Below are 17,808 nucleotides of genomic sequence, written 5' to 3' on the forward strand. Positions count from 1 at the left end.
TATTATTAATATTAATTAATAAAATAGTTAAAAGAGCATATATTGATTAATAGTTACAAATAGTTTTTAAAATATTATTCTATTGATATTAATATAAAACTACTTATTTTTTTATATTTATGATAATGTATAGTGCAAGAATGTAATTTAAAGGGGAGTTATATTTGAAAAATATAATTTTTATAACTAGTAGGTTAGACAAGGATCATGGTGGTTTAACTGCTTCATTATTAAACAAAGTTCGTATACTCTATGACTATGAAGGGGTTAAATCTAAAATACTCACTTTTCATGCTGCTCATGACTTTGAACAAACGCGTGCAGCAATTATGAAACGTTATAACTTAGAGGGTAAAGTTGAAATTTTAAATTTAAATGAGTATTTTAGAAAGCAGTGTATTAATACTGATGCTGTTAAATATCAAATTAATACTGAAAATTTATTATCTGTTTATGTAAATGACAATATAAGAGAGTTTTACGATGAGGGAATAAAAAAACTTGAAATTATTTATAAAAATAGTTTAATTCATGAAGTCAAACATTTTAGCGATAATAGCATTTGTGTTCAAAAAGATATCATTGATAAAGATGGGTATCTATATTGGACAAGTTACTATTTTAATAACAAGTTAGCGAGACAGGTATTTTTTAAACTGGATCAAACACCTATTACTACAAGAGAATATGAAGCTACGAGTAATAACCAAAAAATTAAAAATGTTGTGCTGTTAGAAAAAGCACCAATAAGATTTAAATCTTTTGATGAATTTAAAGAATACTTTATAAAGCAATTTATAACTGATGATTATACTTATTTAGTAGGGGAAGCTAGAGCTCAGGATCCAAATATAATGAATATTAATGATGACAGAGTTAGAAAAATTTTTATGACTCATAGTATACATATGCGACCAGGATCAGATGTCATTAGATTGGGAAATAGAAAAGTATTAAACAATTTGAATGATATTGATGCACTCGTATTATTAACGAACAAACAAAAAGAAGATATAGTTGAACGTTTTGGATATAGAAATAATTATTATGTAATCCCACATTCAATTAAAATTTCTGAAATTTCTGAATCGAAAGAAGAGAAGAAAGTTGTTTTGATTTCTCGTTTACATGAGGAGAAGAGATTAGACCATGCAATTAAAGCGTTTAAGCAGGTAGTCAAAGTTATACCAGACGCTCAGCTAGATATTTATGGTGATGGAGAAGCGCGCATAAAACTTCAAAATTTAATTAATGACTTAAATTTGCAAGAAAATATAAAATTAATGGGGTATACCCATAATGTTAATACAATTTTACAAAGAGCAACATGTTCTTTATTAACTTCTCAATATGAAGGCTTTGCATTAGTTATACAAGAGAGTATCGCTAATGGTACACCTGTTATTGCATATGATATTAAGTATGGGCCTTCAGATATGATTGATGATGGTGTTAATGGATTCTTAGTGAATAACGGAGATATTGACGGTTTAGCAACATCTTTAATTCATTACTTAAATAAATCTCCTTCAGCGCATCAACAATTTTCTGCAGCTGCAATTGCAAAAGCACAACAATTTTCTAATGAAAACTTTGCCAAGTCTTGGATGCATTTATTTGAAAATACAGAGCATCAGGAAAAAGGATTTAATCCAGAAGCAAAACTAGTTAATATTACGCAGAAAAAAATTAATAAAAATAATTTCAAAATTGATGTGAATGTTAAATTGAATACTGAAAGGAATCTTATCCCTCATTTCGAAGGGGTATTCTATCATCGATCTACTATTGAAAGTAAAGCAACTACAAAATATAATGCTGTTGAACCAAAGGTTACTGCGCTAGAAGATAATTTGTTCAGAATTGAAATACCGTTCCATGCAGAAAAATTTAAGAAAAAAGAAATATATGATTTGACACTGGTAGTGAGAGAGGAATCACAGCATCATAAAATTAGAATTGGTAATCGAAGAGAAAATTTTAATATTAGTCAATTAGCAACTAGAAAAGTGAAACCTTATTATACAAAGGATTATGATAATTTAAGTTTTCGTTTATAATTTTTTGCAGGAATAATAAAAAACTTCGTTATACTCTTTTTCGGTATAGCGAAGTTTTTTAGTACTACAAGTAAATTATAAATTGAAGTTATTAAATTGTTTAATTCACTATCTTAAGATACTTATAGAGTGAAAACTTAAATATTTTTTGATTTAAACATTAGAAGTGATTGTATGCAGAAAATATTGATAGAAATAAATTTGAATCATACGAATGAAGCATTGACGATAAATAGTAATAAGGACTAATTTTTTACTCTGCTAGCACGATAATTTACTTAATTGAAAGTAGCTATATACTTATATCACTAGTAACAGTATTATTTTTAACGGAGATGAACTAGGTTCTCCACAACATCAATTAGCGTCTGATTTTATATTTAGACGCATATTTAGAAATCTAGCTTATATTTGAAATCGTGAAGGAGGTTATTAAGTTGAACAACACAGTAAGATTATTGGGTTTTATGAGTTTATTATTTTTAACTTTTAATGGTTACATATTAGCAATTTAAAGTAGGCTAACTAGTTATTTCAATCACATCACATTAATTTAAACATCCGTAAATATGCGGGTGTTTTTTTGAAGATGATGTTATTAAATTTACTTTTAATGTACTAATATTTACTTAAACAAGACTACTATATTAATAATTGTTAAATCTGTATATTTAACAAAAGATGATATTACTTGTAGATGTATATTTTAAAAGTATATTTATCGTCTAATCTTACAATAATTTATTTTTTTATGAAGTCCACTTATAGTAGTGGGCTTTTTAATTATTTATTGAAAAATATATTTCAGTGAATGCTCATAAAAGATAAATAAATACAATTTTCTTATGTGTTTTTTACCTGCTTATATATGTTCTTTTACTATAATCACTATATATCTTTTAATGAATGATAAAGCTTTATATAATTCAGTTCTAACCAACTCTAATAAATTTATTGCAAATAAATTATAGGGTAATGTTAGGCAAAAATTTAATAATAGGAGTAGGTCTAAATTGAAATATAATAAAGAATTTTCAGCTAGAAGATACAACAAATATTCAATTAGAAAATTTAGTGTAGGTCTTGCATCGATACTTGTAGGTAGTATCTTTTTTTATGGACAGCATGCGCAAGCAGCTGAAGGACAACAAAGTGATGTTTCAACTGAACAAAGTAACGATGGACATGTACAAAAAGATTCATCTGCCGCTCAATCAGCTTCACAAAGTAATCATAGTGCAAATGTTCAATCAGTAAATGCTGATGATAGCAGTGTTGCAGTTAGTAGCTCAAATGATGGTGTTCAACAACCCAATGCACAGGCTATTTCAAATTCAAGTCAGCCACAAGCTGTACAAGCACCGGTCCAACAAGCTAACCAAGCACAGCAAAATGTTGCTCAACAAAGCCAACAACCAGCCAAACCAGTTTTAAAGCAAGCTCAAATAGAGAAAAAAGATATTACGACACAAACAAAAGAAGTTGATGTTTTTAAATATGTAGAAGAAAATAGTAAATATTTAACAGAAAATGAACGTCAATTTTTCTTACGTACAGTAGCACGTAAAACGCCTATACTAACAAAAGAGTGGAACAACGTTTATAACAAAAATTACGGGGCCAACAGTGATAATGCGAGCACGCGTACTATTCAAGAAAAAGATGTACAAAACGTAAAAATAGCTACTGATGCTTTGCAAAGGTTAATAGAAAATAGAGACAAAGACGAATTTTACACAGATTTCAGAGCTGATAATAAGGCAGCACGAACGAATAGTTTTACTGTAAATAATAGCATTGATAAAGATAAAGATGGCAAACAATCTATCAAATTAGGGTTAAAGAAAAAGTTCGTATATGTAACTTATCCTGATAAGGGTAAATGGCTTAGTTGGAATCATAGATTTGAACATTGGGGCATACGTACAAATGATTCAATTAATAATAAGATAGAAGAAGTAAGATTGAAATATGGCTGGAATGGCAAACAATACGATGAAGTGGTAACTAGAGATAAAGACGGATTCTACTGGTTTAAAGAAGATGAAAAGCACGGTTATAAAGGACACCTAGGTGGCGCCGCAGATTTCGTAGTTAAGTTTAAAAAGAATGCTGTTATAGATAAAGCTAAAGATGCGATTTGGGGTTATATATTAAGTGATGCTGAACATAAAAACCCAATGGCTATTGTAAATTATGAATTTAAGAAATTTAATTTCGGTCAGTCAAATTTTGAAAAGAATTTTAACGATGGTTCGTTGGCTACATTAAAACAAAATGTAACGAGCAAAATTAATGATGTGACACGTGGATTCTCAGATCAAGACGCACAAAAAAATTACTACCTGGGATTAGTGAACAATGCTACAGAAACAGCAACGACACCTGAGCAATATGCAGAAGTTATGGCTAAATTATCAAATATCGAGCAACGTGTTACCCATGCTTTAAGAGAAGTTAGACCCGCTATGCCTATACGTAGAACAGTTAATGAAAATACGAAAGACGTTAATGTTTTAAAATATATTGAAGAGAATAGCAAATATTTATCTGATGAAGAACGTAAATTTTTCTTACGCCAAGTTACGCGTCATTCCGGATTCCATAACCGCGATTGGAACAACATTTATAGAAAAGATTATGACAGTATCTCTGCAAATGTAAACACGCGAACAATTGGTACAAATAACGTCGCACAAATTAATAAAATATTATCTTCAATGTATGAGTTAATTGAAGGTCGTAATAATGATCAATTTTATAAAGAATTAACTACCGATGCAGCAAGCAACAATTTGCCGAACAGTTATACGTTAGATAACAACGTAACTCAAAGCAATGGGCAACAAACAATAAAAGTTAATGTAGGTAAACAAACGCTACAATTTTCTGAGTATCAAAATGGTAGTTGGTGGAATTGGAAACACCGATTTGCACAATGGGGCTTGAGAACAAGTGAAGCACTAGATAGAAAAATTGATAAAGTTGTAGCCAAATACCGTTGGTCTGGTGAAGATAAAGAAGATGTTTTAGTAAGAGATAGCAAAGGTTTTTATTGGTTTAAAGAAGATGAAAAATTCAGCGATGGAAAATCTAAAGTTGGTGGCAATGTTGATTTCTTATTAACGTTTAAGAAAGACGCAGTCATCGATAAAGATAATGATAAGTTATGGGGTTATGTTATTAGTGATTCTAATGAATTAGAAACAAGAGCAGGTGCTAACGTAGGTTTTGGAAAAGTTGATTTCTCACCTATATTAAGCAAGTTTAATGGTCAAACAGTTTCTACATTAAAACAAGAGTTATTAAGTAATATTGAAACGTTAAAACCAGTCTTAACTGCAAATGAACAAGATGCCGATGCATTAAAAAATAAAGTTGAAGCAATAGGTACTAATAATTTAACTGAAGAACAGTTCGGACAAGTTAAATTAAAATTGGATGCCCTAACTAAAGAAGTTGCACAAGCTGCTTTGAATAATAATTTAGTATCAGTTCCTGGTAACAAAGAACATTTAAGACAATATGCTCAGACAACTAACGATAGCTATTTTTATAATTTCCAATCATTAAATACTGATCCTGTAAACTCACTTAATGCGGATGGCTCGGTAACACTCAAACCAAAAGGGTACTTATTCTATAACTTAAAAACAGAAAATGAATTAGCGCCAGGTAAACAAGTTAATTTAATTATTTTAGCTACACAAGTTGATGAGAAAGCTAAGTTTGAATATGCCGTTCAAGGTGAGAACAATAAATATATCGTTGGCATTAGCCAAATACCTAAAAAGGTTGACGGTCAATATGAATTACAAAACTTTACGATTCCGCAAGGTGCAAAGAAATTTGCAATAAGACTTGATAACCGCGAAGGCACGACAAATACTCACGTCAACGTCTTTACATTGGTACCTGAAAGCAACAAGAAAAATAAAGCTGACAACTTACTAGTTATTCCAGACAACTTACAACATATTCGTAAATATGCTGAATATACTAAGAATGGCCAATTTTTAAGTTTCCAATCATTAAATACAACACCGATTAACTCATTTAATCCGGATGGTTCATTAACACTTAAACCAAAAGGTTATCTATTCTATAATCTAAAAGCTCAAGATGAATTAGCACCAGGAAAACAATTTAATATTTTAGTATTGACAAGTCAAATTGACCCTAATACGAAATTAGAGTATGGCTTCCACGACCAAAATAATAGACTAAATAAAACAGTAACAGCAATTACTAAAACAATTGAAGGTACATATAGCATTGATAACGTTACGGTGCCTGAAAATGTAAAAGACATAGCACTTAGATTAGATAACCGTACAGGTACTTCTGATACGATTATTCAAGGTGTATTCGTCTTACCGAAAAAAGAAGCAAAAGTTTAATATAAATATGGAGCGGGACAAAAATCTCACATTTATAAGATGATTTTGTAGTCTCGCTCCGGCAAAGATGACTAGCGTTGAAAGCAGCTTGATACAAGCGCATTTTCAATTCAGTCATCTACTGCCCATATAAAAGCAGAGCCTGAGGACAATATAATATGATGTTCCAGGCTCTTTCCTACGATTAGTCAAGAAGTATTTTATAAACAACTAAATACAATTTCTAATATACCAGAAGTCCAGAAAAACATGTTTATTGATACCTTCCATACAATCGTAGAAGGTGACTTTGATAAAGCTTCTCCTTTATTAGAAAAACTTATTAATAAAAAATCAGACGATATAGTGTCAATTTTAAACAATAAGTAATATAACGATAGATGAATTTTAGAAGTATAAGTAATAGATCATTTACAAATAGCAATTTCATATTTATATCTTTTACTTATATGTATATAAATTTTACTTAGATTATAGGTTTTAACATTTTAGAAATAATTGTTGATATAATAATTGCAGGTGTTATTACACCATTTATCTCCATTAGTAACACATAGGGTTAAGGGACAATCGCAAATAGCGATTGTCTTTTTTGTGCTAATTTACATAAAATATTTTCCCGTTCAAGTACATTAACCTCATAATGTTATAGGTTTAAATTATTATAATTAATTAACAATAGACAACTTAATAAAATAATTATAATTATTAAGTAATACTCCAGCTCGGCTTCTCTTTTTTACTTTTTATTAACTTAATTTTACTTTGCTATACATAATTAAATTTCCCAGTTTAAATAGTGCTATAATGCCAATGTATATAAACATAAAATTATTTTATGTTTATATTTACTATTTAATTTCTTATTAATTAAAATGGAAATTAAATTTGCTTGTTTTATGTTCTCGAGAATGAAAATAGAAAGAGAGTTAGGAGCGTGACATGTTTGCAGACATAAAATTACAGCTCAAATATGACCATTAAATAGTAGTTATAGGAGGCAATATGAATAGTACTTTAAATTTATTAGAAATTAGGAAAATAATTAAAAAGAATATCGTTTTGCTCATAATTGTGCCGCTGATTTTTTTGTTTATGAGTATCGTCATAACAAATTACTTTGTTGATGATAAATATGTAGCGAAAACACAATTATTAGTATACGAAAAAAAAACACAGCCTCTAAACTTTAATAATAAAGTACAAGAAATTCAATCAAATTTACAACTTGTAAATACGTATTCAGAAATTATTAAAAGTCCTAGAATTTTAGAAAAAGTTGCTAAAGAAAACAACTTATCATATGAGGCAGATACATTAGCTAAGATGTTAACTGTAACTAATCAGATGGACACACAAATTTTAAATATAGCGATTGAAAGTAAGAATGCGAGTGAAGCAGAACACATCGCAAATAATGTAGCGAAAACTTTCCAAAAAGAGATACCTAAGATTATGGATGTAAATAATGTATCTATATTATCAAATGCAAATAATACTGCTGTACAAGTATCACCCAAATTATTAATTAACGCAGCTATTGGTTTAACAAGTGGTGCAGTATTAACGATTATTATAATAGTCATTAGACATCTAACAGATAAACGTATAAAAAATGAAACAGATGTAAAAGAAAACTTAGATATACCTGTACTTGGATTAATCCAAAAATATGATTGAGAAGAGGGCAAAAATGTTTAAAAGAACTATAACGAATAATTCAAAATTATTTGTACATCATCATCCTAAATCTGTGATAAGTGAAAAATTTAAAACAATTCGATCTAATATTATGTTCTCGAATGCTACAAAAAGTGTTTTAATCACATCTGAAAAACCTTTGTCTGGAAAAACGACAATTTCTTCAAATATCGGCGTAACATATGCTCAAGCGGGTTATAGAACGTTAATTATTGATGGTGATATGCGTAAACCGTCACAACATTATGTGTTTAATTTATCGAATGCTACAGGCTTGTCGAATTTAATTATTAATAAAGCATCTTATGAAGAAGCGGTTAAAAGCACTGAAATAGAAAATTTGCATGTATTAACGTCGGGCGTCGTACCGCCGAATCCGTCTGAATTAATTGGTTCAAAGCGATTTATTGAAATTTATAATACTTTAGCACAAATTTATGATTTTATAATTATTGATACGCCACCCATTAATGCCGTTACTGATGCTCAATTATTTGCGCAAGTAGCTCAGCATAGCATCTTAGTTATTGATGTACAAAAAAACGATAGAGATGAAGTGAAAAAAGCTAAAGATTTATTAGATGCTGCAGGCGCAAAAATTATAGGCGCCATTCTTAATAAAACACCGTTAGACAATACGTCGAATTATTACTATTACTATGGAAAAGATGAACAATGATAGATATACACAATCATATTTTACCTGGTATAGATGATGGTCCAAAAGATATAGCACAGACAATCGATTTGTTACAACAAGCTAAGTCCCAAGGTATAACAGGTATTATAGCTACGCCACATCATTTAAGTCCGAGATACACGAATACCATTCAAAATGTGAAGTCGTTAATAAATGAAATTGTACAAAACCCAGTGATTAGAAATATCGGTATAACTATATATCATGGACAAGAAGTACGATTAACTGATCAAATTATCAATGAAATTGCAAAAGGGCATATTTCTGGATTAAATGATTCACAGTACCTGTTGATCGAATTGCCATCAAATGAAGTGCCATTATATACCAAACAATTATTTTATGAACTACAACTCATGGGATTTATACCTATTATCGCGCATCCGGAGAGAAATAAAATATTAGCTAACAATCTTAGTATGCTATATGACTTAATTAATATAGGTGCCTTGAGTCAATTGACCGCTAGTTCACTTTTAGGAAATTTAGGCAAGAAAATACAAAAGTCCTCACTCAAAATGATTAATTATGAACTAGCGCACTTCGTGGCGTCCGATGCTCATCATAGCGTATCAAGACCTTTTGAAATAGAAAAGTTGTCTAAACATAGGAAATTAAAAAAATTAAATACCAAAATTGAAACGATGTTTAACCATTCGCAATTAATAATCGAAAATTCAACTATAAATAAGCAGCAACCTATTAATTTTACCAACAAGAGATAAATTAACACAAAGTAGAGGTGAATAGAATGACACATTTTAATACTAGACAACGCTTATTCATTCTTACTGCACTAGATTCTCTCATCGTTTCATTCTCAATATTTTTAGGGTACTTTATTTTAAAACCATTCTATGAATTTTATCCAATAAAATCATTAGTATTAAGTTCCGCTATATTACTCATATCACATTTTGGGACAGCATATTTTTTCGGTCTATATCATAGAGCTTGGGAGTATGCGAGTATTAGTGAGCTAATGATTGTTGTTAGAGCTATTACGACATCAATATTAATTACTGCAACAGTTGTGTCTCTAATTTCGTGGACGCATCTATTTATTAGATTGTACTTTATTACTTGGATGTTGCATTTAATTTTAATTGGTGGTTCACGCATGTTCTGGAGAGTTTATAGCAGGAAAGTTATTGGTCAGCCATTAAAGAAAAAACCGACATTGATTGTTGGTGCAGGCCTAAGTGCATCATTATTATTAAGACAAATGAGTAATATGGCTATGGAACCATTATTGGCCGTAGATGATGATCCTAATAAACAAAAAATGGTATTAATTGATGGCGTTAAAGTACAAGGGACGATAACACAAATACCAGAGTTAATTGAAAAATATAAAATACAAAAAATAGTTGTAGCCATACCTTCGCTAGAACAACCTAAATTAGCATGTATTAATGAAATGTGTAATGAAGCAGGTGTAGACCTTTTTAAAATGCCTAATATTAATGATGTATTGTCGGGTGAACTTGAAGTAAATCAATTGAAGAAAATAGACGTTGAAGATTTATTAGGTAGGGCACCTGTGGAATTGGATATGGCTCAAATAGCAAAAGGCATAACGAATCAAACTGTTTTAGTGACAGGCGCAGGTGGTTCAATAGGTTCAGAAATATGTCGTCAAATATGTAATTTTCGGCCTCAAAAAGTAATTTTATTAGGTCATGGAGAGAATAGTATTTATTTAATTCATCAAGAATTAATTAATAAATACGCACAGTCGATAGAAATCATACCAGTTATAGCTGATATACAGAACAAAATGCAAATAGCTTCTATTATTAATCAATACAAACCATACGCCATATATCATGCAGCAGCACATAAACACGTCCCATTAATGGAAGCTAATGCAGATGCAGCTTTTAAAAACAACGTCATTGGCACTAAAAATATAGCGGAAGTTGCAAAAGTAGCACACGTTAAAAAGTTTGTTATGATTTCGACAGATAAAGCAGTAAATCCAACTAATGTCATGGGTGCGAGTAAGCGTATAGCTGAAATGATAGTGCAAAGTCTTAACGCTAACAGCGACAAAACGCAATTTGTCGCGGTGAGATTTGGCAACGTACTTGAATCTAGAGGTTCAGTCATTCCACTATTTAAAAAGCAAATAGAACAAGGTGGACCAGTAACGGTAACTCATCCTGATATGACACGTTACTTTATGACTATACCAGAAGCGGCCAGATTAGTATTACAAGCGGGTGCACTTGCAAGTGGTGGAGAAATATTTGTTTTAGATATGGGGGAACCCGTAAAAATAGTCGATTTAGCTAAGAATTTAATTAAATTAAGTGGTAAAAATAGTAATGATATACGCATAGTATACTCTGGTATTCGACCCGGTGAAAAATTATTCGAAGAATTATTAAAAGAAGACGAAATCCACCCGCAACAAATATTTGAGAAAATATATATTGGAAAGTCTAAGGTTTATGAAACTTCTAAGCTTTATCAATGTATTGCGCAAATTGAGTTAGGTGAGCTTGATATTATTGATTTCGCTAGAAGAAGTGAGAATTACCTTGAATAAAAATTTTGGGGTGTATTTAGTTGGAAATATAGTCTTTGGATTTATGCAATGGTTAGTCATTGTCCTAATCATAAAATTAGGAGCAAAATTAGAACTCGGCGCCTATACGTATGGTACCGCCGTCATTACACCAATCTTGTTACTCATGTCATTTGGTTATAACACGTTAATAGTGACTAAACCAGAATTGCATAAGCCGATGTTATATATCACAAGATGGGTCAATATGCTTATTACGTTAGTCATTTATAGTTTGTTAATTTATTTCTTTTCAACAATTGACAGTGATTTATATAAGCTAATGGCTGTAATTGCTTTAAGTAAGCTTGCTGATAGTTTAATGGAAATAGATTATAGCTATTATATAAAAGCAAATCTTCATTGGAAAGTGGGACTTTATAAAATTGTATTTGCAATCTTCCAATTAACCTTGATTGTAATGGGCTATTATATGTTCGCTAATTTATTTATTGCGCTATTCATTTATAGCGTTATCGTGATTATTTTTGCTACATACAAAAATAGAAAGTACTTAGTAATAAAACAGTTAAATTGGCAACAATTATTGATATTAATAAAGTTTGGTATACCCTTATCAATAGCATTATTTTTATCATCATTGAATACCAATATACCTAAATATGTATTGGAGAATGAGAAGTCGTTAATCGATGTCGGTGTTTTTAGTAGTTTGATTATTATTTATTCTGCTGGTAATATTTTTTATTTTTCACTGTACAACTTTTTATTGCCACGTGTCGTTAATCAAAAATATAACAAAACGTTTTTACAACGGTTACTTTTCATAATATTGGGGGCCAATGGCGTATTAGTGTTGTCATTATTAATCTTATTACCATTTATTGCGGAACAGCTTATTCAAACACTATTTAACAAGCACTTCTTAGGTTTTAAAAAGAACTTTCTTATTATTATATATAGCAGTTTTGCCGTTTATAGCAGTATATTATTGGATTTATTTATTAATGCATTTCAAAAATATATTTATAACACTGTTACACAAATTATCAGTGTCTTAGTAGTGCTTATTGGTAGTGTTAAACTGATACCGGTTTACTCAGTATTTGGTGCGACACTTGCTTTTGTACTTTTCGCAATTACAGTGTTTAGTTTGAAGCTGATTTTATCAATTTACATTATTAGAGGAGTTAGTCATGGGGATTAAATCGATAATTGTTACTTTAGTATTGCTTGCTTTACTTATAATTTCTCTATGGCAAGGTTATGGTAATTTTTTTATTCTAATTTTTTCAAACTTATTTATTTTATCTTACATGTTAATAAAAAAATACGATATTAAGTTAATAATGCTCGTATGTATGCAATGGGTATTATATGTAATCTTTTTAATTATTCATCAATATGTACATGTTTTGCCAGGATCTGGTAGTGATGATTTACGCTTCGAAAAATTAGCAAATAATTATTATTATCATTATCTTTTTTCCACTAATGTGGATTTATTTCAAAACTCTAGAGCTTACTCACAATTTTTAGCGCTGCTATATTTTTTAGGACAACCCCACGTTTTAATTCCGGGCTTGGTAAATATTACAGTGCATACAATAACCGTTATATTACTCTATAAAATAAATATGCTTGTCTTAAACAAGTCAAGCATCTCGATAATAACTGTTACGTTATATACGTTATATCCAATTTATATTTTCACAACTGTTATTACGCTAAGAGAAATGTTTATCATTATGTTTATCATGCTATTTCTTTATGCATTACTAAAGCTACATTTAACGAAAAACATTATTTACTTTTTTATAAGTATAAGTGCATTGATAGTTGGTGCGATTTTTCACATAGGCCTTTTAGGGTTGTTATTAGTATTAGCATGCTACTTTGTTATCGCTTCAAACATACATCTGTCCTTTAGAGTTATACTGTCAATATTGTTTATATCTAGCTTTATTGTATTTATCTTCACTTCTAATGATGCTAAGGTGCAAAGTACTATTAACACTGACGACCATACTAAAGCGTTAGATCTAAATTCTAGAGCTGATTATATATCAGTCAATGAGTCTAATGGTTTGCAAACTAAAGTGAAACAAATCACTTTCTTTTTGTTAAAACCATTTCCTTGGGAAGTTCGGACTTTAGCAGATGTAATAGGATTGATTGATATTTGTATCGTTTTATTAGCTACAATATTAGCATTACGCTTATATAAAAAAACTCAAAATAAATGTATTTTAATTGTGTTAATTACCGTATATGGAATGTTTTTTACTTTTGCTATCGGAACCTACAATTATGGAACTGCTTTAAGGCATAGGGATAAAGTAACGATGTTGCTCACTATGTTTATAAATTACTACATTTTTTACAAAAGAAGGAGGTAAGACGTGTGATTTATAAATTACTCAAGTATTTAAGTAGATTGCTCAAATTATTACCTCTTAAATTACGCTATGTATTATATGAATTAAATACGACTACAAATTTAAAAATACAAATTGCATTAAGATATTGTATTGTGATGAGTATATGTAAACAAACAGGTAACAACATTTATATTGGTAAACACGTTTCTTTGAAAAATATAGAGCAAATTGAAATTGGAAATAATGTAAGTATTCATGATATGTGCTATATCGATGGCTATGGTGGCATAAAAATAGGGGACGATGTTTCAATTGCACATGCAACTTCTATATTAAGTTCGTCACATACGTGGCAAGATAGTTCGTTACCTATTAAATATAATGCTGTTATTAAAGGACCAGTAATTATTGGCAATGATGTTTGGATAGGTTGTGGAGCTAGAATTTTAAGTAATGTAACAATTGAAAATCGAACAGTTGTTGCAGCAGGAACTATCGTTAATAAAAATTTAATAACAAATCATTTAGGCGCTGGCGTGCCAATGCAAATTAAAAAGAAATTGGAGGAACACTAATATGAAAGTTTTAATAACAGGTGTCGCAGGTTTTATTGGTTCACATTTAGCACGCAAACTTATAGCTGAAAACCTGACCGTTATTGGTATTGATAATTTGAATGATTATTATGATGTTAGCTTAAAAGAACGACGCTTAGAACAAATTGGAACACATAATTTTAAGTTTTATCGTCGAGATATAGCCGATTATGAGCAGTTGGAAGCAATTTTTAAAGAAGAAAAACCTCAAGTTGTAATAAATTTGGCCGCACAAGCTGGTGTGAGATATAGTTTGACAAACCCACATACTTATATTGATGCAAACGTTAAAGGATTTATGAATATACTAGAATGTTGTCGATATTATCAAATTAAACATTTGATATACGCCTCATCGAGTTCAGTTTATGGGGCAAATAAAAAACAACCTTTTAACGTTCATGATAGTGTTAATCATCCATTAAGTATTTATGCAGCGACAAAAAAAGCGAATGAATTAATGGCTCATACTTATAGTTCTCTTCATCAATTGCCAACAACAGGCTTAAGATTTTTCACTGTATATGGACCATGGGGTCGACCAGACATGGCATTATTTAAATTTACAAAGGCTATCATAAATGAAGAAAAAATTGATGTTTATAATTATGGCAATATGATGCGTGATTTTACATTTATATCAGATATCGTTGAAGCAATTGCCAGATTGATTCATCAACCTGCAAGCCACAATAATGATTGGAACGGGATAGAACCGGATCCAGCAACTTCATTTGCCCCATACAAAATATATAACATCGGCAATAGTAAACCAGTTAAGTTGATGGATTTTGTTGTGGCCATCGAACGTAAATTAGACAAACAAGCAATTAAAAATTATATGGCATTACAACCGGGAGACGTACCCGAAACATACGCAAATGTAGATGACTTATACCGCGATATTAATTTCAAACCACAAGTAAGTGTTGATGAAGGTGTAGGACAATTTATTGATTGGTATGTTGATTATTATAAATAAAGAAAAGGAATGTTGTCAGTGAAAAAGAATATTGCAGTAGTGGGTTTAGGATATGTTGGACTTCCAGTAGCTGTCGCATTTGGCAAAAACAGTAAAGTAATAGGTTTTGACGTAAATACACAACGAATTGATGAATTAATTAACCATATTGATTGTACTAATGAAGTAACTACAAATGAATTAAAAGAAGCAAATATAAAATTTACTAATCATAAAAAAGAACTTACTAAAGCAGATTTTATAATAGTAGCTGTTCCCACACCTATAGACGAACACAACCAACCAGATTTAACACCTTTAATAAAAGCGAGTGAAACAGTAGGCTCAGTGTTACAGCAAGGAACTATTGTAGTCTTTGAATCAACTGTCTATCCTGGTGCAACCGAAGAAGTCTGTGTACCAATTTTAGAAAAGGAATCGAAACTTGTATACGGCAAAGATTTTTATGTGGGATATTCTCCTGAGCGAATTAATCCTGGAGACACGACACACCGTTTTACGACTATAAAAAAAATTGTAGCTGGTCAGAACGAGAAAATTACAAATGAAATGGCAGAAGTATATGAATCTGTAATCGAAGCGGGGATTTATAAAGCTTCATCGATTAAAGTAGCTGAAGCGGCAAAAGTCATAGAGAATACACAACGTGACGTCAATATTGCCTTAATGAATGAGTTAGCAATTATTTTTAATCAATTAAATATAGATACTTCAGAAGTGTTAAAAGCAGCAGGTACAAAATGGAACTTTTTAACTTTTAAACCCGGTCTTGTAGGAGGACATTGCATTGGTGTCGATCCATATTATTTAACTTACAAAGCGGAATCTATAGGGTATCATCCTGAAGTTATTTTATCTGGGAGAAGAATAAACGATAATATCGCCAAATTTATCGCTTTAAATATTATAAAAGCACTGATTAAGCAAGGTATAACAATTCAAGGTGCCAAAGTTAACGTTTATGGGCTTACGTTTAAAGAAAACTGCCCAGATTTGAGAAATACAAAAGTGATTCAAGTCATTAAGGAACTTAAAGAATATGGATTAGCTATACATAATCATGATCCAGTCGCTGATAAGTTAGAAGCTAAGAAAATTTATGGGCTTGAGTTACAAGACTTTGAAACTCTACCTCAAGCAGATGTAGCAATTTTTGCGGTAGCACATGATATATACTTACAACAAAAAACAAGCTATTTGAATCTCGTAAAAGATCACGGTGTTATTTGCGACGTTAAAGCTATAATTGCTGACGACGATGTTAAATCAACCCAATATCTTTGGAGGTTATAATAATGAGAATTATGCAAATTGCCGCTATAGAAATGACTCATAAAAAGTTATTGAAGCATTTGAATGAAACATGCGTGAAGCAAGGATTCGATGTACATTGCGTTAGCAAAATGGAACACTATTTTGACATGGTAACGAGAAAAGGCATTGTTTATCATAATATAAATATCGATAGAAAGATAAAAGTAATTAATAATATCAAAACGGTATTCCAACTTATAAAATTAATGAAACAAGAAAAGCCAGATATTGTTCATGTGCATACACCGGTGGCAGCAGTTTTGGGAAGAATAGCTGCTAAAATAGCAAAGGTGCCGACAGTTATTTATACGGCACACGGCTTTTATTTTCATGATGGGATGCACAAAAGTCGCTATTACTTTTATTATTTAGTCGAAAAAATAATGGCTAAATTGTTTACACATTACTTATTTACGCAAAGTAAAGAAGACTATGAAGTAGCGACAAGACACCACTTCTTGTCACTAAAAAATGCATATCACTATCGTTGGATTAGTAATGGGATTGATTTAAAAGATAAATTTAATTATGACAAAGTTAATCAACAAGATATTAAGCTATTAAAGCAAAAGTATAACATTAAAAAAGATGATTTAATCATTACGTTTATTGGCCGATTAGTAGCAGAGAAAGGAATTGTTGATTTACTGGAAGCGGTTGAGCGAGTGAAGTATCAAAAGATAAAAGTTTTTATTATTGGGGATACGCATCCAAGTGAACGTGATACAACGACTTTTAAAACGTTGGAAAAGTATAAAAAGCATCATAACATTATTTTTACAGGTTTGTTAGACAAAATAAGTGATTATTTATATTTAAGTGATATATTCTGTTTACCTTCATATAGAGAGGGGATGCCTAGATCAATCATTGAAGCAATGGCTATGAAAAACGCAATTATTGCTACAAATATAAGAGGATGTAGAGAAGAAGTCAAAGACAATGTTAATGGCTATATCATTCCAATTAACGCACCTCAATATATCGCAACTAAAATTGATACGTTAGCAAACAACCCTGAACTATTAGCTGAATTCAAAACTAAAAGTCATGAATTAGCTCACAAAAACTATGATGAAAGACAAGTTGTACAAAAACAGTTGCAAGTTTTTGAACAACTTCAAAAAGGTGAGTGAACTTA

At 30.5% G+C, this 17,808-nt stretch carries 12 protein-coding genes; all 12 read left to right on the top strand.

What is annotated here, in order from left to right; translation table 11 throughout:
• The first annotated feature begins 164 nt into the window (after nucleotides 1-164).
• Nucleotides 165-2,060, top strand: coding sequence for a glycosyltransferase (locus tag RPL90_RS08800; RefSeq protein WP_313547869.1), 1,896 nt, complete (start codon nucleotides 165-167; stop codon nucleotides 2,058-2,060).
• A gap of 1,013 nt (nucleotides 2,061-3,073) precedes the next feature.
• The gene (locus tag RPL90_RS08805; protein ID WP_313547872.1) at nucleotides 3,074-6,460 is read left to right on the top strand and encodes a YSIRK-type signal peptide-containing protein; all 3,387 of its coding nucleotides are present in this window, start codon (nucleotides 3,074-3,076) and stop codon (nucleotides 6,458-6,460) included.
• Nucleotides 6,461-7,465: 1,005 nt separating this feature from the next.
• Nucleotides 7,466-8,140 carry a Wzz/FepE/Etk N-terminal domain-containing protein gene (locus tag RPL90_RS08810; RefSeq protein WP_313547874.1) on the top strand — a complete coding sequence of 225 codons (675 nt, stop codon included), beginning with the start codon at nucleotides 7,466-7,468 and terminating at the stop codon, nucleotides 8,138-8,140.
• Nucleotides 8,141-8,153: 13 nt separating this feature from the next.
• Nucleotides 8,154-8,840 carry a polysaccharide biosynthesis tyrosine autokinase gene (locus RPL90_RS08815; protein WP_313547876.1) on the top strand — a complete coding sequence of 229 codons (687 nt, stop codon included), beginning with the start codon at nucleotides 8,154-8,156 and terminating at the stop codon, nucleotides 8,838-8,840.
• Complete coding sequence (locus RPL90_RS08820) at nucleotides 8,837-9,586, top strand: tyrosine-protein phosphatase (protein ID WP_313547879.1); 750 nt, start codon at nucleotides 8,837-8,839, stop codon at nucleotides 9,584-9,586. Before RPL90_RS08815 ends, RPL90_RS08820 begins: the two co-directional genes overlap by 4 nt.
• A gap of 26 nt (nucleotides 9,587-9,612) precedes the next feature.
• Nucleotides 9,613-11,415, top strand: a complete 1,803-nt coding sequence (locus RPL90_RS08825; RefSeq protein WP_313547882.1) for a polysaccharide biosynthesis protein — start codon at nucleotides 9,613-9,615, stop codon at nucleotides 11,413-11,415.
• On the top strand, nucleotides 11,408-12,601 hold the full coding sequence (locus RPL90_RS08830; protein WP_313547884.1) for an MATE family efflux transporter: 1,194 nt from the start codon (nucleotides 11,408-11,410) through the stop codon (nucleotides 12,599-12,601). Before RPL90_RS08825 ends, RPL90_RS08830 begins: the two co-directional genes overlap by 8 nt.
• The gene (locus RPL90_RS08835) at nucleotides 12,591-13,793 is read left to right on the top strand and encodes a hypothetical protein (RefSeq protein WP_313547886.1); all 1,203 of its coding nucleotides are present in this window, start codon (nucleotides 12,591-12,593) and stop codon (nucleotides 13,791-13,793) included. The genes RPL90_RS08830 and RPL90_RS08835 overlap by 11 nt, the downstream gene beginning before the upstream one ends.
• A 5-nt stretch (nucleotides 13,794-13,798) precedes the next feature.
• Nucleotides 13,799-14,350: an acyltransferase gene (locus tag RPL90_RS08840; protein WP_313547888.1), complete on the top strand. Its 552-nt coding sequence runs from the start codon at nucleotides 13,799-13,801 to the stop codon at nucleotides 14,348-14,350.
• Nucleotide 14,351: 1 nt separating this feature from the next.
• Complete coding sequence (locus tag RPL90_RS08845; protein ID WP_313547890.1) at nucleotides 14,352-15,353, top strand: NAD-dependent epimerase; 1,002 nt, start codon at nucleotides 14,352-14,354, stop codon at nucleotides 15,351-15,353.
• Between the two features lie 18 nt (nucleotides 15,354-15,371).
• A complete protein-coding gene (locus RPL90_RS08850; protein WP_313547892.1) occupies nucleotides 15,372-16,646 on the top strand; it encodes a nucleotide sugar dehydrogenase in 1,275 nt (424 codons plus the stop codon).
• Nucleotides 16,647-16,648: 2 nt separating this feature from the next.
• On the top strand, nucleotides 16,649-17,803 hold the full coding sequence (locus RPL90_RS08855; protein WP_313547894.1) for a glycosyltransferase family 4 protein: 1,155 nt from the start codon (nucleotides 16,649-16,651) through the stop codon (nucleotides 17,801-17,803).
• Nucleotides 17,804-17,808 lie beyond the last annotated feature (5 nt).

The organism is Staphylococcus kloosii (genome assembly GCF_032139365.1).
GTDB lineage: Bacteria > Bacillota > Bacilli > Staphylococcales > Staphylococcaceae > Staphylococcus > Staphylococcus kloosii_A.